General features: G+C 59.0%; 23 protein-coding genes. 15 read left to right on the forward strand and 8 right to left on the reverse strand.

Annotated features, from left to right (window positions below):
• Positions 1-70: 70 nt before the first annotated feature.
• Positions 71-3,151: a CusA/CzcA family heavy metal efflux RND transporter gene (locus NT179_01510; protein MCX5720693.1), complete on the reverse strand. Its 3,081-nt coding sequence runs from the start codon at positions 3,149-3,151 to the stop codon at positions 71-73.
• An 89-nt stretch (positions 3,152-3,240) separates the two neighbouring features.
• Positions 3,241-3,579, reverse strand: a complete 339-nt coding sequence (locus tag NT179_01515) for a hypothetical protein (GenBank protein ID MCX5720694.1) — start codon at positions 3,577-3,579, stop codon at positions 3,241-3,243.
• 207 nt (positions 3,580-3,786) lie between these two features.
• Here NT179_01515 and NT179_01520 point away from each other — a divergent pair, with 207 nt between their 5' ends.
• On the forward strand, positions 3,787-4,419 hold the full coding sequence (locus NT179_01520) for a hypothetical protein (protein MCX5720695.1): 633 nt from the start codon (positions 3,787-3,789) through the stop codon (positions 4,417-4,419).
• 201 nt (positions 4,420-4,620) lie between these two features.
• Entirely contained in the window at positions 4,621-6,012 is a 1,392-nt protein-coding gene (locus NT179_01525; GenBank protein ID MCX5720696.1) for a Do family serine endopeptidase, read from the forward strand.
• A 24-nt stretch (positions 6,013-6,036) separates the two neighbouring features.
• On the opposite strand, the gene radC is transcribed toward NT179_01525, so the two are convergent.
• Positions 6,037-6,738: a DNA repair protein RadC gene (radC, locus tag NT179_01530; GenBank protein ID MCX5720697.1), complete on the reverse strand. Its 702-nt coding sequence runs from the start codon at positions 6,736-6,738 to the stop codon at positions 6,037-6,039.
• A 181-nt stretch (positions 6,739-6,919) separates the two neighbouring features.
• Here radC and NT179_01535 point away from each other — a divergent pair, with 181 nt between their 5' ends.
• The 5 genes from NT179_01535 to NT179_01555 all read left to right on the forward strand — a co-directional run bounded on the left by NT179_01535 (position 6,920) and on the right by NT179_01555 (position 10,089).
• On the forward strand, positions 6,920-7,093 hold the full coding sequence (locus NT179_01535) for a hypothetical protein (protein ID MCX5720698.1): 174 nt from the start codon (positions 6,920-6,922) through the stop codon (positions 7,091-7,093).
• Positions 7,094-7,368: 275 nt separating this feature from the next.
• Positions 7,369-7,950 carry a 16S rRNA (guanine(966)-N(2))-methyltransferase RsmD gene (gene rsmD, locus NT179_01540; protein ID MCX5720699.1) on the forward strand — a complete coding sequence of 194 codons (582 nt, stop codon included), beginning with the start codon at positions 7,369-7,371 and terminating at the stop codon, positions 7,948-7,950.
• Positions 7,947-8,435, forward strand: coding sequence for a pantetheine-phosphate adenylyltransferase (coaD, locus tag NT179_01545; protein ID MCX5720700.1), 489 nt, complete (start codon positions 7,947-7,949; stop codon positions 8,433-8,435). Before rsmD ends, coaD begins: the two co-directional genes overlap by 4 nt.
• Entirely contained in the window at positions 8,432-9,625 is a 1,194-nt protein-coding gene (locus NT179_01550) for a pyridoxal phosphate-dependent aminotransferase (protein ID MCX5720701.1), read from the forward strand. The genes coaD and NT179_01550 overlap by 4 nt, the downstream gene beginning before the upstream one ends.
• 74 nt (positions 9,626-9,699) lie before the next feature.
• On the forward strand, positions 9,700-10,089 hold the full coding sequence (locus tag NT179_01555) for a hypothetical protein (GenBank protein ID MCX5720702.1): 390 nt from the start codon (positions 9,700-9,702) through the stop codon (positions 10,087-10,089).
• 18 nt (positions 10,090-10,107) lie between these two features.
• Here NT179_01555 and NT179_01560 read toward each other — a convergent pair whose 3' ends face one another.
• The 4 genes from NT179_01560 to purH form a co-directional block, all read right to left on the reverse strand.
• The gene (locus NT179_01560) at positions 10,108-10,518 is read right to left on the reverse strand and encodes a hypothetical protein (GenBank protein MCX5720703.1); all 411 of its coding nucleotides are present in this window, start codon (positions 10,516-10,518) and stop codon (positions 10,108-10,110) included.
• Between the two features lie 36 nt (positions 10,519-10,554).
• Positions 10,555-11,211 carry an L-threonylcarbamoyladenylate synthase gene (locus NT179_01565; GenBank protein MCX5720704.1) on the reverse strand — a complete coding sequence of 219 codons (657 nt, stop codon included), beginning with the start codon at positions 11,209-11,211 and terminating at the stop codon, positions 10,555-10,557.
• 27 nt (positions 11,212-11,238) lie between these two features.
• Positions 11,239-12,516 carry a phosphoribosylamine--glycine ligase gene (gene purD, locus NT179_01570; GenBank protein ID MCX5720705.1) on the reverse strand — a complete coding sequence of 426 codons (1,278 nt, stop codon included), beginning with the start codon at positions 12,514-12,516 and terminating at the stop codon, positions 11,239-11,241.
• A gap of 166 nt (positions 12,517-12,682) precedes the next feature.
• Positions 12,683-14,233: a bifunctional phosphoribosylaminoimidazolecarboxamide formyltransferase/IMP cyclohydrolase gene (gene purH / locus NT179_01575; GenBank protein ID MCX5720706.1), complete on the reverse strand. Its 1,551-nt coding sequence runs from the start codon at positions 14,231-14,233 to the stop codon at positions 12,683-12,685.
• Between the two features lie 247 nt (positions 14,234-14,480).
• Between purH and NT179_01580 the strand changes: the two genes are divergently transcribed.
• From NT179_01580 to NT179_01595, 4 genes are all read left to right on the forward strand, one after another.
• Positions 14,481-15,341: an OmpA family protein gene (locus NT179_01580; GenBank protein MCX5720707.1), complete on the forward strand. Its 861-nt coding sequence runs from the start codon at positions 14,481-14,483 to the stop codon at positions 15,339-15,341.
• Positions 15,338-16,036: a hypothetical protein gene (locus NT179_01585; GenBank protein ID MCX5720708.1), complete on the forward strand. Its 699-nt coding sequence runs from the start codon at positions 15,338-15,340 to the stop codon at positions 16,034-16,036. Before NT179_01580 ends, NT179_01585 begins: the two co-directional genes overlap by 4 nt.
• Positions 16,037-16,211: 175 nt before the next feature.
• Positions 16,212-19,673: a DNA polymerase III subunit alpha gene (locus NT179_01590; GenBank protein ID MCX5720709.1), complete on the forward strand. Its 3,462-nt coding sequence runs from the start codon at positions 16,212-16,214 to the stop codon at positions 19,671-19,673.
• A gap of 64 nt (positions 19,674-19,737) precedes the next feature.
• Entirely contained in the window at positions 19,738-20,706 is a 969-nt protein-coding gene (locus NT179_01595; GenBank protein ID MCX5720710.1) for an acetyl-CoA carboxylase carboxyltransferase subunit alpha, read from the forward strand.
• Positions 20,707-20,768: 62 nt separating this feature from the next.
• Here NT179_01595 and NT179_01600 read toward each other — a convergent pair whose 3' ends face one another.
• Positions 20,769-22,004, reverse strand: coding sequence for a TIGR03862 family flavoprotein (locus tag NT179_01600; GenBank protein ID MCX5720711.1), 1,236 nt, complete (start codon positions 22,002-22,004; stop codon positions 20,769-20,771).
• Between the two features lie 145 nt (positions 22,005-22,149).
• On the opposite strand from NT179_01600, the gene NT179_01605 reads away from it, so the two are divergent.
• The 4 genes from NT179_01605 (at position 22,150) to NT179_01620 (ending at position 25,693) form a co-directional block, all read left to right on the forward strand.
• Complete coding sequence (locus NT179_01605; GenBank protein MCX5720712.1) at positions 22,150-22,464, forward strand: hypothetical protein; 315 nt, start codon at positions 22,150-22,152, stop codon at positions 22,462-22,464.
• A 94-nt stretch (positions 22,465-22,558) separates the two neighbouring features.
• Positions 22,559-23,449, forward strand: coding sequence for an acid phosphatase (locus NT179_01610; protein MCX5720713.1), 891 nt, complete (start codon positions 22,559-22,561; stop codon positions 23,447-23,449).
• A 124-nt stretch (positions 23,450-23,573) separates the two neighbouring features.
• Positions 23,574-25,043: a CHASE3 domain-containing protein gene (locus tag NT179_01615; GenBank protein MCX5720714.1), complete on the forward strand. Its 1,470-nt coding sequence runs from the start codon at positions 23,574-23,576 to the stop codon at positions 25,041-25,043.
• Entirely contained in the window at positions 25,043-25,693 is a 651-nt protein-coding gene (locus NT179_01620) for a response regulator transcription factor (protein MCX5720715.1), read from the forward strand. Before NT179_01615 ends, NT179_01620 begins: the two co-directional genes overlap by 1 nt.
• The last annotated feature ends 24 nt before the right edge of the window (positions 25,694-25,717 follow it).

A 25,717-nucleotide genomic window follows, 5' to 3' on the forward strand; every position in this document is an offset into this window, starting at 1 on the left:
TCTGTCAAACCTGGATGCGTTGCGCCCACACGACACGTCATTGCGTCGAGACAATCAGTGGGTCGATCGTCTATTGACCAGGGGGCGCCTCCTGATTTTTCTTCCGATGAAGCAGCTCATACAGGATCGGTAACACGACAAGAATCAAGACCGCTGAAGTCAGCATGCCACCCACCACGACGCGGGCCAGCGGTTGTTGGGACTGGGCCCCGATGCCGGTCGCGACCGCTGCAGGCAGGAGCCCGATCGCCGCCGCCAGCGACGTCATCAAGACCGGGCGCATTCGCACTTCAGCGCTTTTCATGATGGCCGCTCTGACCTCGTGTCCTTCCCCGATCAGATCGCGGATACGGCATACGAGAATCAGCCCGCCCTGCACAGCCACGCCAAAGAGCGAAATGAACCCCACGGCGGCGGAGATACTGAAGTGCGTTCCCGTCATCGCGAGCGCGAAGACCCCTCCCACGAGGGCAAACGGCACGGAGATCAAGACCAAGAGCGCATCGCGGAGAGAATTGACGACAAAATACACGAGGAACAGGATAATCAGAAGCGTCAGGGGCACGATGACGATGAGACGCCGTTTTTCATCCTGCAACTGGTCAAATTCACCATGCCACTCCATGCGATAGCCCTCCGGCAAGGTCACCTGCTTGGCGATTCGCTGCTGCGCGTCCGTCACCGTCCCTTCCAAATCACGCCCCCGCACGCTGAACTTGATGGGAATATACCGCTCGTTGTTCTCCCGATACACGATGAAGGCGCCGGTCTGCTCGGTGATCGAGGCCAACTGTTTGAGCGGGATCCTGGCTCCCTCCGGCGTATTGACTTGGATATTGCCAATCGCGTCCGCGTCCTGACGATAGTCCTGTTTGAACCGGACGACAAGATCGAACCACTTTTCTCCTTCATACACCTGCGTGACGGCCTGCCCACCGATGGCCGCCTGCACCACGTTATTGACGTCGCCCACCTTAAGCCCGTAACGCGCGCAGGCCTGACGGTCCACCTCGAGCACGAGATTCGGTTGGCCGAGCAGATGTAAGACGCCCAGGTCTTTCACCCCCGGCACCTGCTCCATCACATGTTTGATTTGGGCCGCCTGCGCTTCCAGCACATGCAGGTCGCTCCCATACAGCTTGACGGCATTTTCCCCCTTCACACCGGACATGGCTTCTTGCACGTTATCTTGGATCGCCTGAGAGAAATTGAACGTCACCCCGGGGATCGCGGACAGTTCCCGTTCGATCTCATCGATCAAGTCCCGTTTGGTCGAAAGGGTCTTCCGCCACTCTGCCTTCGGCTTGAGGTTCACCAGAAATTCCGCATTGAAGAAACTGGTGGGATCTGTGCCGTCGTCGGGGCGACCCAGTTGAGACGCCACACTGACCACCTCGGGAAATTGCTTGAAGATCGCGCGGACCTCTGTCACCAGCCGGCTGGCTTCCTCGAATGAAATGTCCACCGGCATCGTCGTCCGCACCCAGATATTCCCTTCCTCCAATGCCGGCATGAACTCTCCGCCGATGAACGGCACCAGGCTCAGCGAGCACACCAACACCGCAATGGCCAGGCCGATCACCGCCCGTGGACGATCGAGCGCCCATCCCAACACCGCGAGGTACCGTCGCTTGATGACTTCGACAATCTTTGTGTCCCGCTCCTGGATGGGACCGGTCAGAAGAAAGGAACAGAGGGCCGGGGCCAGCGTGAACGCCATGAGTAGAGCCCCGGTCAAGGCCAACCCATAAGTGAGCGACATCGGCGCGAAGATCTTGCCGGGGACTCCGGTCATCGTAAACAACGGCACAAAGGCGACGATGATGATGGTCGTCGCAAAGAAGATCGGGCGGCCCACTTCGCGGGCGGCCCTCACGATATGCATCGGCACGGTGAGGTTGGGGCTTCGCTTGTGTGCCAGATGGAAGAAAATACTTTCGACCATGATGAGCGTCGAATCCACAATGATGCCGAAGTCGATGGCGCCGAGCGAGATCAGGTTGGCCGAATCTCCCCGCGCCACCAAAATACAAAACGTAAAGAACAGGGCAATGGGAACCGTGAGGGCCACGATCATCGCCGTTCGGAAATGGCCCAAGAACACATAGAGGATGATCGAGACGAGCAGAATCCCGGCGATAAGAATATCCACGACCGTTTCGATGGTCGTATGGATCAAGACGGTTCGATCATAGAACGTCTTGACGGTCACACCTTGCGGCAATTTCTTGCTATTGAGTTCGTCCACCTTCCGATGGACCTGCTCCAATACCGGTAGTGCTTTCGCGCCGCGCTGCAGAAGGACAACACCTTCCACCACATCGTCCCGATCGTCGATCCCGACTTTCCCCAGCCGGACGCGATAGCCCATGCTGGTTTCCCCGAGATTTCGGATGAGCACGGGGGTACCGGCCTTTTCGGCCACCACTGCCGCCGTGATATCGTCCAAGCTCTGAATCAGCCCCATCCCGCGGATATTAAAATTTTGCCCGCCCTGGGTAAGATAATTGCCCCCCACATCCGTGTTGTTTTTGGCCAGCGCGTCCATGACTTGATCGAGCGTGACGTCGTAACTGATCAACTGCCCCGGGTCTAACTCAACGTGGTACTCCTTCGTCGTGCCCCCGAACGTCGAGACATCGATAATTCCCGGTATGCGCTTAAACTCTCGACGGATCTGCCAATCCTGCACCGTCTTGAGATCGGTGAGCGTTTTCTTCTCACCAACCAGCTCATATCGATAGATTTCCGCGATCGCCGACCAGGGGGAAATCGCCGGCTGTATATTTTGAGGCAGCGCGATCATCTGGAGTCGGTTGAGAACTTCTTGTCGATCCCGAAAATAGTCTGTGCCGAAATCAAAATAGACCTTAATGTCGCTCAATCCAAAGATCGAGAGTGAGCGAATATCCGTCAGGCCTGGCATTCCCTGGAGCCCGATTTCGAGCGGGAGCGTAATGGCTCGCTCGATCTGTTCCGAAGACCAGCCCGGATACTGCGTGATGACCTCAATCATGGGCGGGGAGGGGTCGGGGTAGGCCACGACATCGAGGATGTGAAAGGCGTAGAGCCCGCTGCACATCAGCACGAGCCCGACCACACAGACAAAGAGCCGTTGGCTAAGCGAAAACTGTATCAACCGTTCAAGCATGAATACTCCTCTTTACGAGACTGCGCCACGGCAATAACACGATCGACATGGAAATCGAGTGGAATGGGCGCGGGTCGAACGAGGAAGAATCAGATTCGAAAGGTGCAGAATCGTTGGTGGAGAGGATCTTGCGATGGGGCCACGAACAAGCATGAACGCAGTAGCGGAAACGACTGCGGAAGCGTGAGGGAGAGGATGCGTTCGGCACAAGCCCCGCCGACCAGCATGGCGGCGTCGAGCTTCCCACGCACTTCATCACCGTCCACATCAACAATGACACCGGCGGTTGCGTGCGGGATCCCGATATCATCGGTCAGGTCGAAGGAGTCGGCCCAGGCAAGCCCGCCGACCAATACCCAAATGCAGAGGACGAGTATCACGTTGAACGAAAGAGGCTGGCCTTGTACACGTCCGCACAAACTCATCATTGAAGGGCAAACTCCTATGTAAAAAGATACACCGCTTTACTCATTAAGCGCAAATGATCCGGCAATATCGACAGGGACATGATGGCAAGGGGATTTACTTCCGCGAAGGAGAAGCGTAAAGGGTGAGGGGTCGGACAGATGATGGCGCCCGTGATCGCTCCATGAGTTGACATAATAGTTCTTATCAGACGTAGAGATTTCCCATTTATGCCCCTTGAACTGCTGACTCGCATCCAACATGAGCTATCGATTACCGGTAGCGCCATCCATGAAACCGTGCTGGCCATCGCCGAGCGAGTCAATCGCAAGGTGCAGGTGCTGCGCCTCCATAGCCAAGCGGCCCAATTGCTGCGCCAGATCGAACAGGTCCATAGTGACCTCGGCAGCCAGATTGCGGGGCTCTCCTCCCGGAGAATTCCGTTCAGTTCCACGTCACTCGTTCCGCCCGATCAGTTGGAACAGCTCATCAGCCAGGCTGGCCAACGTATTCAACAGCTCAAGCATATGCTGGCCACCGTGGACAGTCAGATCCGCGAGCTCCGGCTGGAAACGATCCACCATGAGCTCCTGACGCTGCAACAGGATTTGAGCCTTCGCGCCGCAGCCCTTGAACGGTTCCCGGTCATCCAGGGCTCATCCGTCATCGGAAAAACTCTCGCTGAAATGGGGCTGCCTGCATCGGTTCGTCTAGTGACCATCATTCGCGGCCCCTTTCTCGTGCCTCCCGAGGAGGCCCTTGCGCTCCGCACCGGCGATGTGGCGGTGATGATCGGGCCGCAGGCAGATCTTGCGCTGATTGCCTCATGGTTCACTCAGACGCGAAACAGCAAACCTGCCTAACAGGCTGTTGAAAAAGTCCGCCAGCGTCGTTCTCGCGTCGCTCAGAGGCTCAACGTACCGCAGAGAGTACGCGTCGCCTCTTCGCTCGCTGCGGCCTTGCTGGACGACCTTTTTGAACAGCCTGCAAAGCGATGGGAGGACCGTAGCGGCAAGACGAGCCCCCTCTCCTTGCGGTACAATTCTCACAGGAGGAACTGAATCATGCGTACGTGGCACATCCTCATCTGCCTCGGATTCTTGGCCTGGCAGGGCAACCAGACAACCTGGGCCGCGCCAGCCGTGGAGCCGGTCGCGCTCAAGTCCAGCGACTCGCCGGGCCTCCGCCTCCTGGAAGAGATTCAAACTGTCATTACCGACCTGGCCGAATCGGCAAAACCCTCCGTCGTGAATCTCATTCCCCTCTCCGGGCCAGGACGAGGACGGGATCTTTCTCAAGAGCGGCTTCCCAATGTCTCAGGCTCAGGGTCCGGTGTCGTCATCGATCCCAACGGGTACATCATCACCAACAACCATGTGATCGGCGAGGCGACGGAAATTGAAGTCCGTTTTTCCGATACGTCCAAACTGATCGCGCAGGTCGTCGGCAAAGATCAGGATACGGACTTGGCCGTCCTCAAGGTGACCGCCGATCATCCCCTCTCCAGCGCGAAGTTCGGCGATTCGTCCAGCGTGCGCGTCGGCCAATGGGTGCTCGCAGTGGGCAATCCATTCGGACTCGATCGAACCGTGACGCTCGGCGTGGTCAGCGGGATCGGCCGGGAGAATATCAATCTCTCGCGCTATGAAAACTTCATTCAGACGGACGCCTCCATCAATCCCGGCAACTCGGGCGGCCCCCTCTTCAATCTGCGCGGTGAAATCATCGGCATCAATACCGCGATCATCAACTTCGCCCAAGGGATCGGCTTTGCCATTCCGTCCAACATGGCCAAGCATGTGATTCAGCAATTGATCGCTCAAGGGCGGGTGACGAGGGGCTGGCTGGGCGTCGGCATCCAACCGCTCACGGTGGAGTTGGCACGCAAGTTCGGCGTGAAGGAAAGCGAAGGGGTCCTGATCAACGAAGTCTTCGAGAAGGACCCGGCTGCGGCCGCCGGGGTCAAGCCGGGCGACATCCTCACCCGCATCGACGGCACCGTCATCGACACGCCCAGCCGGCTGTCGCGGGTCGTGGCGGGATTGCTCCCCGGCGCCACGGCAAAAGTCGAAATCGTCCGCGATCAGCAGCGCCTGGTGCTGGACGTCGCCCTCATCGAACGCCACGACCATGCCGTCACGACGTCCCTGCCCCAGACCCGCACCGACGTGAAACTCGGACTGGACGTGCAGGATCTGACAACAAGCCTCGCCGATAAATTCAAACTGCGGGAAAGCCGCGGAGTACTCATCTCCAAGGTGGAGCCTGGCAGCCTCGCCCAAGCGGAAGGGCTCCATGAAGGAGACCTGATCAAGGAAGTGAACCGCGTGGAGGTGGGATCGGTCGGAGAATTCAGCAACGCGGTCTCGAAAGTCCGACGCGGCGACACCATCCTGCTTCGCGTGCTGCGAGAAAGCCGCGCGTTCTACGTGGTGCTGAAATCGACCGAGCCCTGACGGATCGCCTCGCCGCTTGCGCCGCTAGCTCGTCAACCAGCCTTGGTCGGCAAAGCTGACATAGCGCCCATCGCCGACGACCAGATGGTCCAACACCTGAATCCCCAAGAGCTGTCCCGCCGACACCAACCGTGCCGTCAGCACTCGATCCTCCTGGCTCGGCGTCGGATCACCGCTGGGATGGTTGTGCAAGAAGATCACAGCCGCCGCGGATTCCTTGACCGCAAGCGTAAAGACTTCTCTCGGATGGACAATGCTGAGCGTCAAGCTGCCTGATGACACCGTCGCATCTCGCAGGATGGCATGTTTGGCATCCAACAACACCACTTTAAAGATTTCATGACGGAGATCGCGCAGCGCGGGATGATAATGGGTGAAGAGCTCGCGGCTGGAGGTAATCTTCGTGCCTTTCGTCAGAGGACCAGCCAGGGCCCGTTTCCCCAACTCCAGCGCCGCCTTCAGTTGAGCCGCTTTCGCGGTCCCGACGCCCGGAACGGCGCAGAGCTCCTCAATGCCACATTGCGCAAGCCCTGCCAGCCCTCCCAGCCGATCAAGAATGTCCATTCCAACCTGGACCGCTGAACAGCGCCGACGCCCGACTCGAAGCAGAATGGCGAGCAGTTGCGCGTCGGTCAATGCCTGTGAACCTTGAGCCAATAATCGTTCGCGCGGCCGTTCCATTTCGGGCCATTGCGCAATCCCTTGCCCCGCTTTCTTGCTCGCCATAGTGGCCCCCTGCACAAAAAGTGACACTCCGGACGTTTTTGTACTGGCGCTAGTCCCCTTACTGCCTACTCATGACAAATACGTATAGCCTAACCTATTGAAATTACGTACATCGATCGATTGGCGCAGGTTTTGCTTTAACACGCTGGCAGCAGTGCACATCACAATCAAGGAGGATTCGATGGGATGTCCGAAATGCAAAGGCCTCATGATGTTGGAGCGGTTCTCAGACTTCTTTTTGATATTTTACGCCTGGAAGTGCATTAACTGCGGCGCGATCATCGACCGCACCATTTCGAATAACCGGCGGAAGAGCTTGGCCGTTCAGGAACCCCAAGCAGTGGCGACCCGCTAAGACCATCGCGATTCGTCTCCGCTGGTCGCCACTCGTGGTCGCCGTAATCATGCGTCGACCGTATGGCCCCTCATGCCGCTACATCGCCAGGCGGCATTATAAGCAACCCCACAAAAGTCGTCAAAACGCTTCCATTTCTCACGCCAGCTCCTCGTGACCAGCCGCACCAGCGCGCCGGATAAATCCCGCAAATCTCCGCCACAGCAGTCACCTTGACCCCTTCAAAAACGCTATGTTAGAGTCAGTTGCTCCTGAAATGCCTCTCACCTGAAATTATGCGTATCATTGCCGGATCCCACCGAGGCCGACGCCTCAGTGGACCAGAAGGGACGGCTCTCCGCCCCACATCAGATAAGGTTCGTGAGGCCCTCTTTTCGATTCTGGGGCCTCAGGTGATTGGCAGCCGTTTTCTGGATTTGTACGCCGGCACAGGAGCCGTCGGGATTGAAGCCTTAAGCCGTGGCGCCGCAACCGTCACCTTTGTCGAATCAGACCCCAAGGCTGTGAAGCTGTTACAGAAAAATCTACAGGCCTGTCAGCTGCTCGACCGGGCCAAGGTCTGCGTGGGACAGGCCGCCACCTTTCTCGCGCGACAAGACTGGTGGGAAGGCCCCTATGACATCTTCTTTGCGGATCCGCCCTATGCCGCGCTGGATGAGCTAGAGATCCTGATCCATGCCTGGAGACCAGGACTGCTATCGGAAGAGGCGACCGTGATGATTGAACAGGACTCGCGCACAACATTGCCAGACTCGATCGACCACGCGACCCTGGCGCGGCGATACGTCTACGGCGACACCGCACTCTATCGGTATCGCCTATCCACATCAGACATGGCAGAGTCACCCGCATCATGAAAATTGGCATCTATCCAGGAACCTTCGATCCCATTACCCACGGGCACACAGACATCATCACCCGAAGTTTGAAGGTGTTTGATAAAGTGGTGGTCGCCGTCGCGCCGAATCCGGCCAAGCATCCGCTCTTCACGCTAACCGAACGGCTGGAGATGATCCGGGTCGTGACGCAGGAGATCCAAGGGGTGGAAGTCACCCACTTCGACGGCCTGCTGGTGGACTATGTCCAACGCTACGGGGCCCATGCAATTATCCGGGGGTTGCGGGCTATCTCAGACTTCGAGCATGAGTTTCAGATGGCCCTCATCAATCGCAAAATCGCCAAACAGGTCGAAACGGTCTTCCTCATGCCCAGCGAGGAATATTCCTATTTATCCTCCACCATCATTAAAGACGTGGCCACCCATGGCGGGGCGCTCACGGAATTCCTGCATCCAGAAGTCGCACGCCGGCTGCAGGAACGAATCAGGAGTTTGAAAACATGAAGCTTGCTGCACGTGCAGGGCGGATCGCCCCTTCCCCGACTTTGGCCATGGCGGCCACCGCAAAAGCCATGGCGGCCCGCGGAATCGACGTCGCCGACTTTTCGTCCGGGGAGCCGGACTTTGACACGCCGGAACCGGTGAAAGCCGCGGCGGAAGCCGCGATTCGCGCCGGGTTCACCAAATACACGCCCTCGTCCGGCATCGATGAACTGCGCCAGGCGATTATCGACAAGCTGCAGACCGAGCAAGGGCTACAGTACGAGAAGTCTCAAGTGCTAGTCTCCTGCGGCGCCAAACATTCGCTCTACAACCTGGCCGAAGCGCTCCTCGAAGCAGGCGACGAGCTCATCATTCCCGTTCCCTATTGGGTCTCCTATGCCGACCAGACCCTGCTCAACGACGCCACCCCAGTATTTTTGCAGACCCGCGAAGAGGATGGCTACGCCATTGATGCCAAGGAGTTGGCGCGGCTGGTGACCCCGCGCACCAAAGCGATCATCGTCAATAGCCCCTGCAACCCGACTGGCGCGACCTACAACCGGGCGACGCTTGAGCAGTTGGCCGAACTGGCCGTCAGCCGGGATCTGCTCCTGATTTCCGATGAGATTTACGAAAAGGTTCTCTATGACGGCGCGACCCACACGAGCATCGCGTCATTGGGACCGGAAGTGGCAGCCCGCACCGTTGTGATCAACGGAGTCTCGAAAGCCTATGCCATGACCGGCTGGCGGATCGGCTACGCGGCGGGACCGAAAGACCTCTTGACCGCCATGGCCAACATTCAAAGCCAGAGCACGTCCAACCCCTGCTCCATCTCCCAAAAGGCTGCCGTGGTAGCCTTGCGTGAAGGCGATGCCTTTACGAAAAAGATGGTCACCGAGTTCGACCGGCGGCGGCGCGTGATCGTCGAACGGCTCAACGCCATGCCAGGTGTTCGTTGCAGTATGCCCAGCGGAGCATTTTATGCGTTTCCCAATGTGAGCGGATTGCTCGGACGGAAGGGCCCCAGCGGAACCATCTCGACCCCGACCGACCTGGCGAACTATCTCTTGAAGGAATTCCAGGTTGCCGTGGTCCCTGGTGAGCCGTTCGGGAGCCACCAGCATATTCGGTTGTCCTATGCGACCAGCATGGAGACGATTGTCCGTGGCATGGATCGCCTCGACGCGGCGTTCAAACAGCTCACGTAGCTGAGCGCCTCATCATGAGGAGCCCCGCAGCGTGACGAAAACAGATTTTTCGGTTTAGCAGGAGGAAACGAATCGTGCCAATCTACGAATACCAATGTGACGGCTGCGCAGACCGGTTTGAAGTCAAGCAAAGCATGAAGGACGACGCCCTCACCACCTGCCCGAAGTGCGGGAAACATGTCCAGCGGTTGATTTCCTCGCCTGCCATCATGTTCAAGGGCAGCGGGTGGTACGTGACCGACTACTCCGACAAAATGAAACCGTCCTCAGGAAGTGAACCACCGGCACCCAAGACCGGGGAGAAGAAAGAGGCGGCGCCCAGCACATCTGAACAGACGACGTCTGCCGCTCCTGCGACTCCCGCTTCTCCCCCCGCGTCCGCGCCGGCCAGTGCCCCATCGAGTCCGGCCCCGGCGGCCTCCAGCACCACGACAACCGCACCCTCGTCTTCCGCTGCCAAATAGGCAGCGGAGCGAGATGCGCTAGCGCGTCGCCTTCGTTGCGGCTTTCTTCTTGGCTGGAACCTTCGGCGCGACCTTGGCCGCTGGCTTGGGTGCGCCAGCCTTCGGCGTGGTGACTTTCACCGACTTCGCCAGCCGCTCTTGCGCCGCCGCCAGGTTGTTCTGCAAATTACCGATCATGGCCGACTTATCGCGGTTCGCCTTTGTGAGATCATCCACCTGCGCCTGCAGATCGTCCCGCACCTTCCCAAACGACGCCACTTGATTCTCGAGCTGGGCCTTCTCTGCGGTCACCGTCTGCAGCTCGGCACGAAGTTGTTCAACTTGCGCCTGGAGTGCCGGGGGCCAGTAATCGCATCCGGACAGACTGACCGCGGACAGTGTGATTGCCGCCACAGCCACAAGGTTGCGCACCATCATGGTTCGAATCATCAGGACTCTCCTTTCAATATAAACATACAACCGACTTCACCGACTCTCTGCCTCGAGATGCAGGCCATGAGCGGCCAACTGTTCCGCAATGACGCCTCGCTCGATGGCTCCCTCGCGAACGATTCTGATCGGCCCCCGAACGTCGACGACCGTAGACGGGCGCCCGCCAGGCGTCAGTCCCGCATCGACGATCAGATCGACCTCTTCACCCAGGTTCGCCTGAACCTCTTCGGCCCTGATTGGCGGCGGAAGGCCTTCCCGATTCGCGCTGGTGCCGGTCACAGGCCCGACCTGCCGCAAGAGATCGACCAGCGGCTGGCAGCCACTCAGGCGAATGCCCACTGAACCAGTTCCCGCCGTCACGGCATCAGAGAGCGCCACAGCTGCGGGAAAGACAATCGTCAGCGGTCCGGGCCAGAAGGCGTTCATCAAGACGGTGGCAGCCGGGGGAATCGTCTGAACCAAGGGAGCCAATTGAGACTGGTCTCCAATCAGGAGAAGAATCGGTTTTCCCTCGGAGCGGCCCTTGACCCGCCATAACCTGGCCAGAGCCTGTTCGTCGAAGGGGGCTACCGCCAGTCCGTAGAAACTTTCTGTCGGCAACACGCAAAGGCCGCCCGCTCCGAACAGGCGGCGCATCTGAGCGACAAGCACCGGAACGGTCGAAGCCACATAACGCTCGATCTGTGCCATGGCAGGAACCATCAGTCCCATTCTGCGTTATGTTGCGTGACGTGCGAACGCCCGGTGCGCTATATCATTCCGGTAATGCGCGCCGTCAAAGGCAATCGACCGGGTCACGCGATAGGCTTCCGCTTGCGCGACAGCCAGGGTCTTCCCCAATCCTGTAATGCCCAGCACCCGCCCTCCGGCCGTCACCACCTCGGCGCCGGTTCGTGCTGTGCCTGCATGGAAGACCACCGTCGTCGCATCTGGCGCAGCAGGCAATCCATGAATCGCTCGACCGGTTGGATAGGAGCCGGGGTACCCTGCCGACGTCATGACGATACAGACCGCCGTGGCATCATGCCACTCGACGCTCAGCTGATCGAGCCGATGTTCGACCACCGCCTCGATCACCTCCAGCAAATCCGTCTTGAGCAACGGGAGGACGACTTGCGTTTCCGGATCTCCCATCCTGGCATTGAACTCCAACACGTAGGGTATCCCCTTCACAACCATCAGGCCCGCATACAAGACGCCTTGAAAGGGACAACCCATGCGAGACAGGGCCTCGACGGCTGGATAGAGCACCTGCTTCGTAACCTGTTCGCGCAGAGCTGCAGTACCAAGCGGAGCAGGGCAATAGGCGCCCATGCCACCCGTATTGGGACCCGTATCACCATCGCCGACCCGTTTATGATCTTGTGCCGGCAGCATCGGCACCACCGTCCGGCCATCCGTGAAGGCCATGATCGTCAGTTCTTCGCCGTCAAGAAACTGCTCGATCAATACGCGCTGACCGGCCTGACCAAATACGGCATGTTCCATCGAATCGCGGACGGCCTGCTTCGCCTCCTCGCGGGTCGTCGCGACCACCACGCCCTTCCCCTGCGCCAGTCCATCGGCCTTCACCACCACAGGCAGTTCGTGCTGATCGAGATAGGCCAAGGCCGGAGCGAGCTGATCGAAGCTTTGCGCCTTCGCTGTGAGGATCTTCGCGCTGGCCATGATCTCCTTGGAAAAGACCTTGCTGGCTTCGATGCGAGCGGCGCCCTTTGTCGGGCCGAATATTTTCAGTTTGGCTTTACGGAACTCGTCGACGATGCCCAGCGCCAGCGGCGCTTCCGGCCCCACGACCGTCAGATCGATCTGCTCCGACTGCACGAAGGCTTTCAGTCCGGCAATATCGTCGGCTTTGATTGGCACGCAGGTCGCGAGGGATTCGATTCCCGCATTGCCCGGCGCACAATAGAGCGTGGGCTTGCGGGGACTTTGCGCGAGCTTCCACGCCATCGTGTGTTCTCGCCCCCCACTCCCGATGACAAGAATCTTCACCGTCGACTCCTCAGTTCTTTCCTGGAGTGGTACGTGCGGAACGGATGTTCAAACCGGCCTTCCAGCAAGGCCGCAGGCGAAGGCAAAACCGGAGGCGTAGCCCTCTGGGCTACGTTGAGGATTTTGCCAAGCCGAGAACGAAGCTGGAGGCTGGTTTCAACATCCGTCAATGGCGGAAATGCCTCATCGCCGTCATAATCATCGCCAGCCCCTGCTCGTCTGCGGCTTTGATAATTTCGGCATCGCGAATCGAGCCGCCCGGCTGAATGACCGCCGTAATGCCGGCTTGGGCCGCCGCATCCAATCCGTCACGGAACGGGAAGAACGCATCCGACGCCATCACGCAGCCCTTGACCGGCATCTGGGCTTTCATGATCGCCAGCTTCACCGAATCGACCCGGCTCATCTGGCCTGCGCCGATTCCCACCGTCTGCCCCGGCTTCGCATAGATGATCGCGTTCGACTTCACATGTTTGCAGACCTTCCAGGCAAAGGCACAGGCCGCATATTCTTCGTCCGTCGGTTTCCGCTGGGTCGGAACGTTCAGCGCTCTCAGATCGGTCAAGACCCCAAGGTCCCGATCCTGCACGATCAAACCACCGACCAGTTTCTTGAGGTCGAAACCCTCCTGCTTCACCTTCATGAGCGGGCCGACATCGAGCAACCGTAGATCCTTTTTGCGCTTTAATTCCGCGAGGGCATCCTCGGCAAATCCCGGCGCCACGACCACTTCCACAAACGTGGAGGTAATTTCCTTCGCGGCGGCCAGATCCACGGGGCGGTTGAAGGCAATCACGCCGCCGAAGGCCGAGACAGGATCGGTCTCCCGGGCTTTCACATAGGCCTCGACCGGCGTCGCGCCCAATGCCACGCCGCAGGGATTATTGTGCTTGATGATGGCGACAGCGATTTCGTCGTACTCTTTCGCCAACTCCAACGCCGAATTGGCATCGAGGAAATTGTTGTACGACATCGCCTTGCCATGCAGAATCTTCCCGCGGGAGACCGAGGGCTCGGTCGAATGCAATTCCCGGTAGAAGGCCCCCTGCTGATGCGGGTTCTCCCCGTAACGGAGAATCTCCGCCCGCTCGAACTGCAAAGACAATATCTTCGGGAACTTCGTCTCGCCCTGCACCTGCTTTTCGAGATACCCGGCAATCAGACTGTCGTAGCGCGCCGTATGCTGAAACACCTTCATCGCCAGCTCGCGCCGCAACTCATGCGACACAATGCCGGCCTTCGCCGCATCGAGCACACGCTGGTAATCGGTCGGGTCCACCACGACCAGGACATCTTCGTGATTCTTGGCGGCAGAACGCAGCATCGAGGGTCCGCCGATGTCGATATTTTCGATGGCCTCTTCGAACGGGCAGCTCGCTTTTGCGATCGTCGCCTCAAAGGGATAGAGGTTGACCACGACCACGTCGATCGGGCCGATGCCATGCTGCTCCATCTGCGCAACATGGGCCGGCACCGAACGCCGCCCCAGCAAGCCGCCATGAATCTTGGGATGCAGGGTTTTGACTCGGCCATCGAGGATTTCCGGCGAGCCGGTATAGGCCGCCACGTCGGTCACCTTCACGCCGGCTTCGCGCAACGCTTTGGCGGTTCCTCCGGTCGAAAGGATCTCGGCGCCCAAGGCCTCAAGTCCTTTGGCCATCTCCACCACACCGGTCTTATCTGACACACTGATTAATGCCCGCTTGATGCCGGCCATAGGTCACTCCTTGGAAGACAATCGATTGATAGTATGTGAATCGGAAGGTGCGGCGAAGAATAACAAATGACTCCTCTCCTTACAAGGGGAATGCCGCGCCCAGGCATCGAATACCAACCTATTCATCGACTCAGGTCCGACCCGACAGCCCACTGCGCCGCAGGCCACAAATCCTGCCTGGCACGACTGTACTCAGTATGATAGGTTCAGAAGCGCCTACCGATTACTTTCACACGAGATGTCCTTGATGATGCGTGCAGCGATTCTTGCAGCAGGGGTTGTGGCACTTGGCCTCCTTGCCGTCCTCTGCTTCCCGCGCCATCTTCCGTCACCGGCTGCCTCGACCTCCCTGACCCAGGCCACATTTCATGCGCGTTTCGAGCAGGGCATTCTGACCCTCCGTGGCTCACTCCCCACTGAGTCCAGCAAAGCCGCCATCCTGCACCAGGCCCAACAGCTGTACGGCTCTGCACCTGGCCGCCTGATCGACCAGCTGACGGTGGATCCGGACCTGAGACCGGCAGCCTGGGCAGAGCAGATCCCCGCGATGCTCCCCGTTTTAGGGCAGATGACCGAGCGAGGCTCGATCATCATCGACGGTCGTTCAATCGTGCTGAGCGGCCGCGTCGACAACGATCAGGTCAAAGCTACTGTCCTGCGCGACATTGACCCTCTCGTGCAAGCTGGGCTCAATCTGGAAGATTACATTCTGACGGCTCCGCACCAGGCCGCAGCAGTCCCGCTCCAGAAAAAATTGACGGACCTGCTCTCGCACGCCTCCATCGAGTTTGACTCGAATACCGCCACGCTGACGCCGCGCGGCCGCGCCACACTCGACCGGTTGACCGCACTGTTACAGGAGACCCCCCAGACTGCCATCGAGATCGGCGGCCATACGGACAAATACGGCGCCCCCGGCTATAACCTTGAACTCAGCCGCCGCCGGGCCGAAACCGTGCGACGCTACTTCCTCAATCACAGCCTGACCCATCAATTCACCACCGTCGGCTATGGCGCCTCACGGCCCCTGTCGGCCGCACAAACGAAAGCCGGCTTTCAACACAACCGCCGCATCGAATTACGAGTGAAAGGACCGGGCCCTCTATGACCACGCTCATCGGACAGATGTTGGGCTGCCTCCTGGTTGCGGCGGGAATCGGCGGAGCGGTTGGATGGCTCCTGCGCCACTTCTCCTCCGGCTCGCGCCCGCAGCAGGGCACGGGTGGCAGTTCCTCCCTGCGCCTCAACAGTCAGGCATTGGAGAAGCTCCAGCAGGAACTGAACATCAAAGTCGCTGAGACCCGGGCCCTCGAAGAGAAGATGGTCGCATCGGACGCCCTACGCCAATCCACCGAGCAGGAACTCGCCGCCCAACACGAGCAGGTCCGAACCTTGAGGGAGGAATTGGCTGCGACAAGGCAGCAGATTCTAGAACACGACACGGCGCGCGATGCCTGGATCGATACCTACGCCCAGGCCGTCCAGCGCGCGACGGACGAAGCGGCCCGATCACAGAATCTGCGAACCCAGGCCGATGAACTCCAAGACCGGCTAACCCTCCAGGAGCAGGGGCTGAAAGAAAAAGACCAGCAGCTCGCGGCGCAAACCACGAGGGCCGGCGAAAAAGAGGCAGAGATCGATCGCCTCCGGAAGCGACTGATCGAAGTCCAAGCCGCGCTCAGGATTCGGGCAGAGGGCGGCATCGCGCCACGCCAGCCCCAGCAGACCGGCAATCAACTCAGCCTGCAAATCGGCCAGCCCCATCCGTCAACGGCGCTCCCGACAGACGGCCTCGCGAATTGACATTCGCCCGCGATGCGCAAAGAATCAACTGGCTCACGATTTTCCTGAATCACACTCGAGTATGTCGCGATGAGAAACCCGGTAATCCGTCTACGCAGACAGCTAACAGCAGTGACCGGCATCGATTGACTTCACTTCTCGTCGCTGACTAGAATCTTTAAAAGGACATTCCCCCTTGGCATCGCAATTCGTTCACCTCCATCTCCATACCCAATTCAGTCTCCTGGACGGCGCGAATCAAATTGAGCCGCTCGTCCAGCAGATCAAATCGTTCAATCAGCCGGCCGTGGCCATGACCGACCATGGCAACATGTTCGGGGCCATCGAGTTCTACCGCAAAGCCAAAGAAGCCGGCATCAAACCCATCATCGGCTGCGAAGCCTATATGGCGCCAGGCAGCCGCTTGGCGGCCAAAGACAGCGGCCTCGCCCACAACGACTACTACCACCTCATCCTCCTGGCTCGAAACCTGACCGGCTATCAGAATCTGATCAAGCTCGTTAGTAAGGCATACCTTGAAGGGTTCTACTACAAGCCACGGATGGATAAGGAAATTCTTAAAGAGCACCATGAGGGCATCATTGCCCTCTCCGGTTGCTTGAGCGGCGAGATTCCCTACCTCATCGGCCAGAAGGACATGGATGGCGCCATGGCTGTCGCTGGCGAGTTTCAGGAAATATTCGGGAAGGAGCACTTCTACCTGGAGGTGCAGGCGAACGGATTGGACCACCAGCGAGTCGCCAATAGCGGCCTGCTTGAGATGTCCAAGAAGATGGGCATCCCGATGGTCGGCACCAACGACTGCCACTACCTCAAGAAAGAAGACTTCCGCCCGCACGAGCTGATGCTCTGCCTCCAAACCGGCAAGACGATCAGCGACCCGAATCGGATGAAGTTCGATACGGATCAGCTCTACGTAAAATCGACCGACGAAGTGACGGCCGCTTTCATCGAGTTCCCCGAGGCCGTCAACAATACCTGCCGGATTGCGGACAACTGCGACCTCCAACTGACGCTGAATAAAACCTATCTCCCGCAATACAAGGTTCCCGAACCCTTCACGAGGGAAACCTATCTGGAGAGTTTGGCGCTGGCGGGGTTGGCGGCCAGACTCAAAGAGCGACCCAGCCAGATCCTGCCGGCCGCTTACGAGCTGCGCCTGCGTGAAGAGCTGACGATCATCTGCTCGATGGGCTTCGCCGGTTACTTTCTCATCGTCTGGGACATCATCAAGTTTGCCCGCTCGCGCAACATTCCGGTCGGGCCTGGCCGAGGCTCCGCCGCCGGCAGTCTTGTCGCCTACGCGCTACGGATCACGGACCTCGATCCCCTCGTCTACACGCTCCTGTTCGAACGGTTCCTGAATCCCGAACGTGTGTCCCTCCCCGATATCGACATGGACTTCTGCATGGATCGCCGAGGCGAGGTCATCAACTATGTGGTCGAGAAGTACGGCAAGGACCACGTGGCCCAGATCATTACGTTCGGGACGCTCGGCGCGAAGGCCGCGATCCGCGACGTGGGCCGCGTACTGGAAATTCCCTATGCCGAAGTCGATCGCGTGGCTAAGCTCGTCCCCAATCAGCTCAACATCACGCTCCAGCAGGCGCTCGACCAGGAACCCAAGCTGCAAGAGCTCGTCGATACCGATGCGCGCGTCAAAGAGCTGATGGGCATTGCCCGCTCCCTCGAAGGGCTGGCCCGCCATGCCTCGACCCACGCGGCCGGCGTGGTGATTTCCGAAGGACCGCTCACGGACCATGTGCCGCTCTATAAAGGCTCCAACGACGAAGTCGTCACCCAATATTCGATGGGCGACGTTGAAAAGATCGGGCTCGTCAAATTCGACTTCCTGGGCCTCAAAACCCTCACGATGATCAAACGGGCCGAGGACCTGATCAATGCGGGCCACCCCAACGATCCCCCCCTGGTCATGGAGCAGGTGCCCTTCGACGATCCCAAGACCTTTGCCCTGCTTGCGTCAGGCAAAACGATCGGCCTCTTTCAGCTGGAAAGCTCCGGCATGCGCGACCTCCTGACCGGCCTGAAACCGGACCGGTTCGAGGACATCATCGCCATCATCGCGCTCTACCGCCCTGGCCCGATGGATCTGATCCCCGACTTCATCAAACGAAAACAGGGCAAGATCCCCATCGCCTACGAAACGCCTGAGCTCGAACCGATCCTGAAGGACACCTACGGGGTCATCGTCTACCAGGAGCAGGTGATGGCGATCGCCAACAAGGTGGCGGGCTTCTCGCTCGGCCAAGCCGACATTCTCCGGCGCGCGATGGGTAAAAAGAAGCCGGAGGAGATGGAGAAGTTGCGCGCGCAATTCCTGGCCGGCGCCAAGACCAACAAGATTCCCGAGAAGAAGGCGGAGAAGCTCTACGAACTGATCCAGAAATTTGCCGGCTACGGATTCAACAAGTCGCATGCGGCGGCCTATGCCGTCGTCTGCTACCAGACCGGCTACTTGAAGGCACACTACCCGACGGAGTTCATGGCTGCCCTGATGACCACCGACATGGGGAACGCCGACAAGATCGTCGGCTACTTCTCGGAATGCCGCGATCTCAACATCAAGGTTCTGCCTCCGGACGTCAACGAAAGCCATAAGAACTTTACCGTGGTGGACAAGGCCATCCGATTCGGCCTGGCCGCCATCAAGAACGTCGGCGAAGGCGCAGTCGAATCGATCATCGAGATTCGAAACAACACCGGCCCCTTCAAATCCTTCTTTGAGTTTTGTCGCCGCGTCGACCTGCATAAAGTGAACAAGCGCATGCTCGAAGGGCTGATCAAGACCGGCGCCTTCGATTCGACCGGCGCGAAACGGTCGCAACTGGCTGCGGTCCTGGAGCAGGCAGTCGAAGAGGGTGCCGCCGCGCAACGTGAACGGGATATGGGCCAGACGAATATTTTCGGCGACGAGCTGGGAGGACCAGAGACCACTGAACAGTTCGCCGCACCGGCCTTACCCAACATTCCGGAATGGGATCAAAACGAACGGCTGAAACATGAGCGGGAGCTGACCGGCTTTTACATCTCCTCCCATCCGCTGGCTCGCTATGAAGCCACCATGAAAGCCCTCTCTACGGCCACGACCATCAGCCTGCCGGAATCGTCGGACGGGCGGGAGGTCAAACTCTGCGGCATCATTACGACCGTCAAAAGCATGCTGACCAAAAAGGGCGACAAGATGGCCTACATCACCCTGGAAGACCTCCTGGGTGTGGTGGAGATCGTCGTTTTTCCGGATCTCTATAAAAACGCCGCCGACCTCGTTGTGCCGGAGCGCCTCGTGCGCGTGACTGGCACGGTAGACCGGGGAGATAAAGGCACGAAGATTCGAGGGAGCAAGATCGAGCCGCTCGCCGAGGTACAAGCGCAGATGATCAAGCGGGTCCACATTCGACTGCCGGCTCATCTCGACATTACGGAACAGTTATCGCGCCTCCGCGAGGTCTTTCGACGGCACCCGGGCCACACGACCATTTCCCTCACGTTGAGCATGGATGCATCGCAGGAAGCCGTGACGGCTCCCCTTCCGAATCTCACGGTCACCCCTAGTGAACGTTTCGTGGCAGACGTTGAAGAAATACTAGGCAAAGGGGCCATTTTTCTGCTATCGTAAAGCCTCATCCTAGGGATGGGGGCCCGGCCCTCTCCACACCAATCCATATAGCCTCACCAGCCCTATGCGCGATTACCTCGAGTTTGAAAAGCCGATCCGCGAGATCGAAGAAAAGATCGAAAAGCTCTCGGCCACCCCTACCGGCAAATCGAATCCTCAGGATGAAATCCGCAAGCTGCGGACCAAACTCGCCCAGGTCGAACAGGAGCTCTACGGCAAACTGACTCCCTGGCAGAGGACACAGCTCGCCCGCCATCCCCAACGGCCCAGCACCCTCGATTACATCAGCGCCATTTTTAGAGACTTTCTTGAGCTCCATGGAGACCGGTCGTTCGGCGACGATCGTGCCATCGTCGGAGGCTTCGCCCGATTCAACGACCGGTCGGTCATGGTCATCGGCCATCAAAAAGGGAAAACCCTCAAAGAACGGATGCAGCGGAATTTCGGGATGCCGAATCCGGAAGGCTACAGAAAGGCCCTGCGCCTTATGCGGATGGCGGAGAAGTTTGGCCGCCCGGTCGTGACCTTTATCGACACGCCCGGCGCCTATCCCGGCATCGGCGCGGAAGAACGGGGCCAGGCCGAAGCCATCGCCCGCAATCTCTTCGTGATGTCCCGGCTGGCCGTGCCGATCGTCTCCATCGTCATCGGCGAAGGCGGCAGCGGCGGAGCCCTCGCCTTGGGCGTTTCCGACCGGGTCCTCATGCTGGAGCATGGTGTCTATTCGGTGATTTCTCCGGAAGGCTGCGCCGCCATCCTATGGGATGACCCGGCCAAAGTGCCTGATGCAGCCGCCGCGCTGAAGATGACGGCCAAAGATCTGGTCGATCTCCGTATCGTCGATGAAGTGATTCCGGAACCGCTCGGCGGCGCCCATCGCGATCCCCAAGCCATCACCGAGCGCGTGGCCAAATCCCTCACCAACCAACTCGCCCAACTCACCGACCTCTCCATCCCTGAGCTACTGATGCAACGGGACCAGAAATATCGCTCCATCGGATCCGTCAGCGGCCTGCTTGCAACGCCCCAATAGAGACCTCACTATTTCCGTCGATCCGAACAGGACCTTCGTAACGCTGACAACTCTCCGTTACGCTACCTCTTCCGTTTCACGCCCTCCATAAGCCACGCAGCAGCCCCGGCGCCAGCCGCCTTACCGGTGGCAAAACAGGCGGTCAAAAGATAGCCTCCGGTCGGCGCTTCCCAATCCAACATTTCTCCGGCGCAAAACATCCCGGGCAACGAACGGATCATCAACCGTGTATCCAATGCATCGAACGGCACGCCTCCTGCCGTGCTGATCGCTTCCGCCAGCGGACGGGCGGCAACAAGCCGCAGCGGCAAGGATTTAATCGCAGCCGCCAGGCGAGCCGGATCCGCAAAGTCCTCTTTCGACACCACTTCACGCAGCAGCCCCGCCTTCACCCCTTCGATATGGGCCTGCCGCTGCAGATGCGTGGCCATGGTGCGTTTACCGCGCGGTCGCGCTAAATCATGAGCCAGACGCGGCACATCGCGGTCAGGCGCCAGATCGAGACGCAACGTGGCCCCGCCCTTCGCCAGGATCTCGTCGCGCAACGAAGCAGAGACTGCGTAAATCACGCCGCCTTCCACCCCGGTCTCCGTGATGACGAACTCGCCGGGATGCCAGGATTCAGCGCCGGCCTCACTTCGCATAATAATCGCCACCGACTTGACCGGATGCCCGGCGAACTTCGTCCGGAAATGTTCGCTCCAGCCCACGTCGAAGCCACAGTTCGCCGGCTGCAACGGCGCAATACAAAGTCCGCGCCCCGCCAACAGGGGCACCCACGACGCATCGGACCCGAGCTTCGGCCAACTCCCGCCACCGAGCGCCAACACCGCCGCATCGGCCTGAACAGAGCGGCGTCCCTCGGGCGTAGAAAAACACAGAGCCCCCTGCTCGTCCCAGCCGGACCAACGGTGGCGCATGTGGAACCGCACACCAGCCTGGCGCAACCGTCGAATCCAGGCACGCAGCAAGGGCGCCGCCTTGAGATCCTTGGGGAAGACGCGCCCGGAAGAACCTTCAAATGTTTTGATGCCGAGTCCAGCGGCCCAGGCCCGCAGCTCCGCAGGCCCGAACGACGCGAGCCACGGCTCGATCTGCGCGCGGCGAGCTCCATAGCGAGCCAGAAATTTCTCCGCCGGCTCAGAATGTGTCAAGTTCAAGCCGCCCTTCCCGGCCAGAAGAAACTTGCGCCCGACTGATGCCATTGCATCATAGAGATCGACCTCTACGCCTGCGGCACGAGCCGACTCCGCGGCCATCAGTCCGGCCGGACCACCACCAATAATTGCAATTTTCATAGAGGTTCCAATGATTGTGTCTCGTGAGACGAGTAAACATACAGAGCCTGGTGACCCTACACGCAGCAGCAGAGCCGGTCAAGCAAGCTCCTCCAGACATAAAATGCTTCGGGTGTCATCGCCTCAGACAGGCTATACTGGAACCATGCAGGAACAAGAGCCCCCACAGGTCGTCGAGCTTCGAGTCAGCTCCCGCTATGTCACTGAACACCCGTGGGTGGTGCAGGCCATCGGAGGATTCCTCTCCGCCTACTTCATGGAACATCCGGGGTTTCGCGTGCAACGGCACATCCATGAGTTGGAGTCCGGCTCCCACCTCTGGTTATGCGAAGTCCCACCCAACATGAAGGTGCTCAGACTCCTAAAACGGCTCAAGGAAGATATCCCGCCCTGCCAGGCCCAACAGATGGCTACCGATTTACCGACGCCACCCTGCTATCTCATTGATTGCCCTGAGTAAGCAGAGCCATCACACCCTCGTGCGCTAACAGAGATTTCATAAACACGACATCACTTTGAGTGGCGCGTCCGCAGAAAGAATGGTATAAATTCTCATGCAACGAAAACTATTTCTTGGGACAATGGTCCTCTCGCTGGCAATAGGCCTAGGCGCCCTCTCTGCTGCGTCAGCACCGGGCGGCAGCACGTCGCACCTCCCCCGACCAGACCATATCGTGGTGGTGATTGAAGAAAATCACTCCTATAGCCAGATTATCGATTCGCCCGATGCGCCCTACATCAACAGCCTGGCAGCCCAGGGCGCAGTCTTCACCCAATCCTTTGGCGTGACCTACCCCAGTAAACCGAACTATCTGGCGCTGTTTTCAGGGTCCACCCAAAGCATCACCGATAACTCCTGCCCACATACCATGGAGACGCCCAATCTTGGCCATGCATTGCTGGAAGCAGGGCTGACGTTCGCCGGTTATTCGGAAGACCTGCCCTCGGCCGGCTCCCTCATCTGCATCGCCGGGGACTATGCGCGCAAACATAATCCCTGGGTGAATTGGCAGGACAGCCAGGCCCATGGACTCCCGGCAACGTCCAATCTCCCTCTGACGAGCTTCCCCGCCGACTTTAACAGGCTCCCGACCGTCAGCATGATCGTGCCGAATCAGGTCAACGACATGCATCATGGGAAGGACCCGGACAGGATTCAGCTCGGCGATCGCTGGCTCAAGGACCACCTGGAGGCCTATGTCCAGTGGGCGCAGCAGCACAACAGCCTGTTAATCGTGACCTGGGACGAGGACAACAAGAAAGAGCATAACCGGATCGCCACGCTCTTCATCGGCCCCATGGTGCAGGCCGGTCGTTACGACCAGCAGATCAATCACTACAACGTCTTGCGTACGATCGAAGACCTCTACGGCCTCCCCCATTCCGGCGCAAGCGCCGACGCCGCTCCCATCACCAACATCTGGAAAACCACGCCCCATCCGTAACTGCTCGTTACCGGCCTCCTGCCCATTGACGGCTCCCGTTTAGCCCTGGATAGAATACAGCGATCCCGATATACTCCGGCTCATCTCCACACAAGGCCGCCTGGCTGCATCACTCAGAGGTCGCATGCCACTTCCTGCTCCTGACACTCAGCCGCCAACCACCCAATCGGCACGGACGTTCTCACGCAAAATCAAAGCCGGATTTTGGCTGGTGGGAGCCATTCTCCTGTCGATCGGCCTTGCTTCCTATCAGAGCATACGAGAATTCGAAGAAACCGTGGATTGGGTCACCCATTCGCAGGACGTCTTGGGACATCTCCAAGTCGTGCTGTCCGATGTGCAGGACATCGAGATCGGGCTGCGGGGTTATGTCATGACCGGAAAAGAACATTTCCTCGACCCCTACAAAAACGGACTGGTCGTATTGAGTCGCGATAGGGACGCACTTTCAGCCATCATTCAAGTGAGTCCGCAGGACCGTGCCGAACATGCGCGCCGCCTCGAAACGCTCAACGCCTTGATCGATAAGAAGCTGGCCCTCTTGAAGACCATGCTCGCCTTGCGCAAGGGCGCGACCTATCAGTCCGCGCACATGGAATCGCACATGACTGAAAGCAAAGAGCTCCTGGACGGGATCCGTATGGTCATCAGAGACATGCAGCAGCTGGAGAAGGCGCGGTTGACGGTGCGGGAGCGCCATGCCGACGAAAAGGGCCAGAGCGCCGTGCTCTATTTCATCGCCGGCGTCATCATGGAAATCATGATTCTGCTCTGGATCGCCTGGCAGATCCGTCAAGAAATCTCGCAACGCCAACAGGCGCAAGATGCGCTTTTGCAGACGCATGACGAACTGGAGCTGCGCATTCAAGAGCGGACCACGGCCTTGATCGATTCCAACGAACGGCTGCGCGAGCTCTCGCACCGCTTGATGAATGTGCAAGAGACGGAACGCCGGCAGATCGCCCACGATCTGCATGATGAAATCGGACAGTCGCTGACCGCAATGAAGTTGGGGTTGCGCGAGGCGAATACTGCGCTGGAATCCGGCCCAACCGCTTCCCTGCTGGCCGATAGCCTGACGATCCTGGACCAGGTTATCCAGCAAGTCAGAAATCTCGCCTTGGACCTGCGCCCCTCGCTGCTCGACGAGTTGGGATTGGTCCCCGCCCTCAAATGGTACATCAAGCGCCAAGGGGAACGAGCCGGCTGGGAAACGGAATATGCCGCACAGCTCGGAGAGAACCACCTGCCGCCTAGAGTGGAAATCGCCTGCTTTCGAATCGTGCAGGAAGCCCTCACGAATGTCGCACGCCATGCCGAGGCCACCCATGTGCAAGTGACCTTGACACGGCAGGGAGATCATCTGCTGTTAATCATCGAGGATAACGGCCAAGGCTTCAACGTCGAGCGGGCAAAGACTCGCGCCAGGACTGGCATCAGCATCGGGTTACTGGGCATGGAAGAGCGAGCCAAATTGGTCGGGGGGGAGTTGACGATCGCTTCCTCCCCGAAGACCGGCACGAAGCTCACCGCGAGCCTGCCTCTCGTTGGACTCAATCCGCAACTGGTGACATCGGAAGAGAGGATATCCTAATGTCTATTCGCGTCTTACTCGCAGACGACCATGCGCTGGTCCGCCAAGGCATCCGGTCTCTCCTGGAGAAACTCGACGATATCGAAGTCGTCGGAGAAGTCAGCGATGGACGTCAGGCGCTGGAACTGTCGAAAACCACTCACCCCGATATTGCATTCATGGACATTACGATGCCGGGGCTGAACGGCCTCGAAGCGGTCACCCGCATGAAAAAGGAATGTCCGAGTACCCGTGTCGTCATGTTATCAATGCATGCGGGCGAAGAATACTTTCAACAAGCGCTGGATTCCGGCGCAGCCGGATACCTGCTCAAAGACGCGGACCGGATGGAGCTGGAGCTCGCGATCAGAACCGTGCTGCGAGGAGACACCTACCTGACGCCAACCGTCGCGAAGTATGCCGTCGAGGCCTATCGGCAACGAAAAGACGGCGACCAGGGCCCGCTCGCCAGTCTCAGCTCTCGACAGAAAGAAATCCTCCAATTGATTGCCGAGGGCTATGCCAACAAAGAGATCGCGCAACGGCTGGACCTGAGTCCTCGCACCGTAGAAACCCATCGGGCAGAACTCATGGAACGGCTGAACATCCGCGACGTGCCAGGCCTCGTCAAAATCGCGCTACGCGCCGGGCTCATCAAGCCAAGCCAATAAAACCAAGCGTTTACTATTACATCA

The sequence above is a fragment of the Nitrospirota bacterium genome, assembly GCA_026387665.1.
Classification (GTDB): domain Bacteria; phylum Nitrospirota; class Nitrospiria; order Nitrospirales; family Nitrospiraceae; genus Palsa-1315.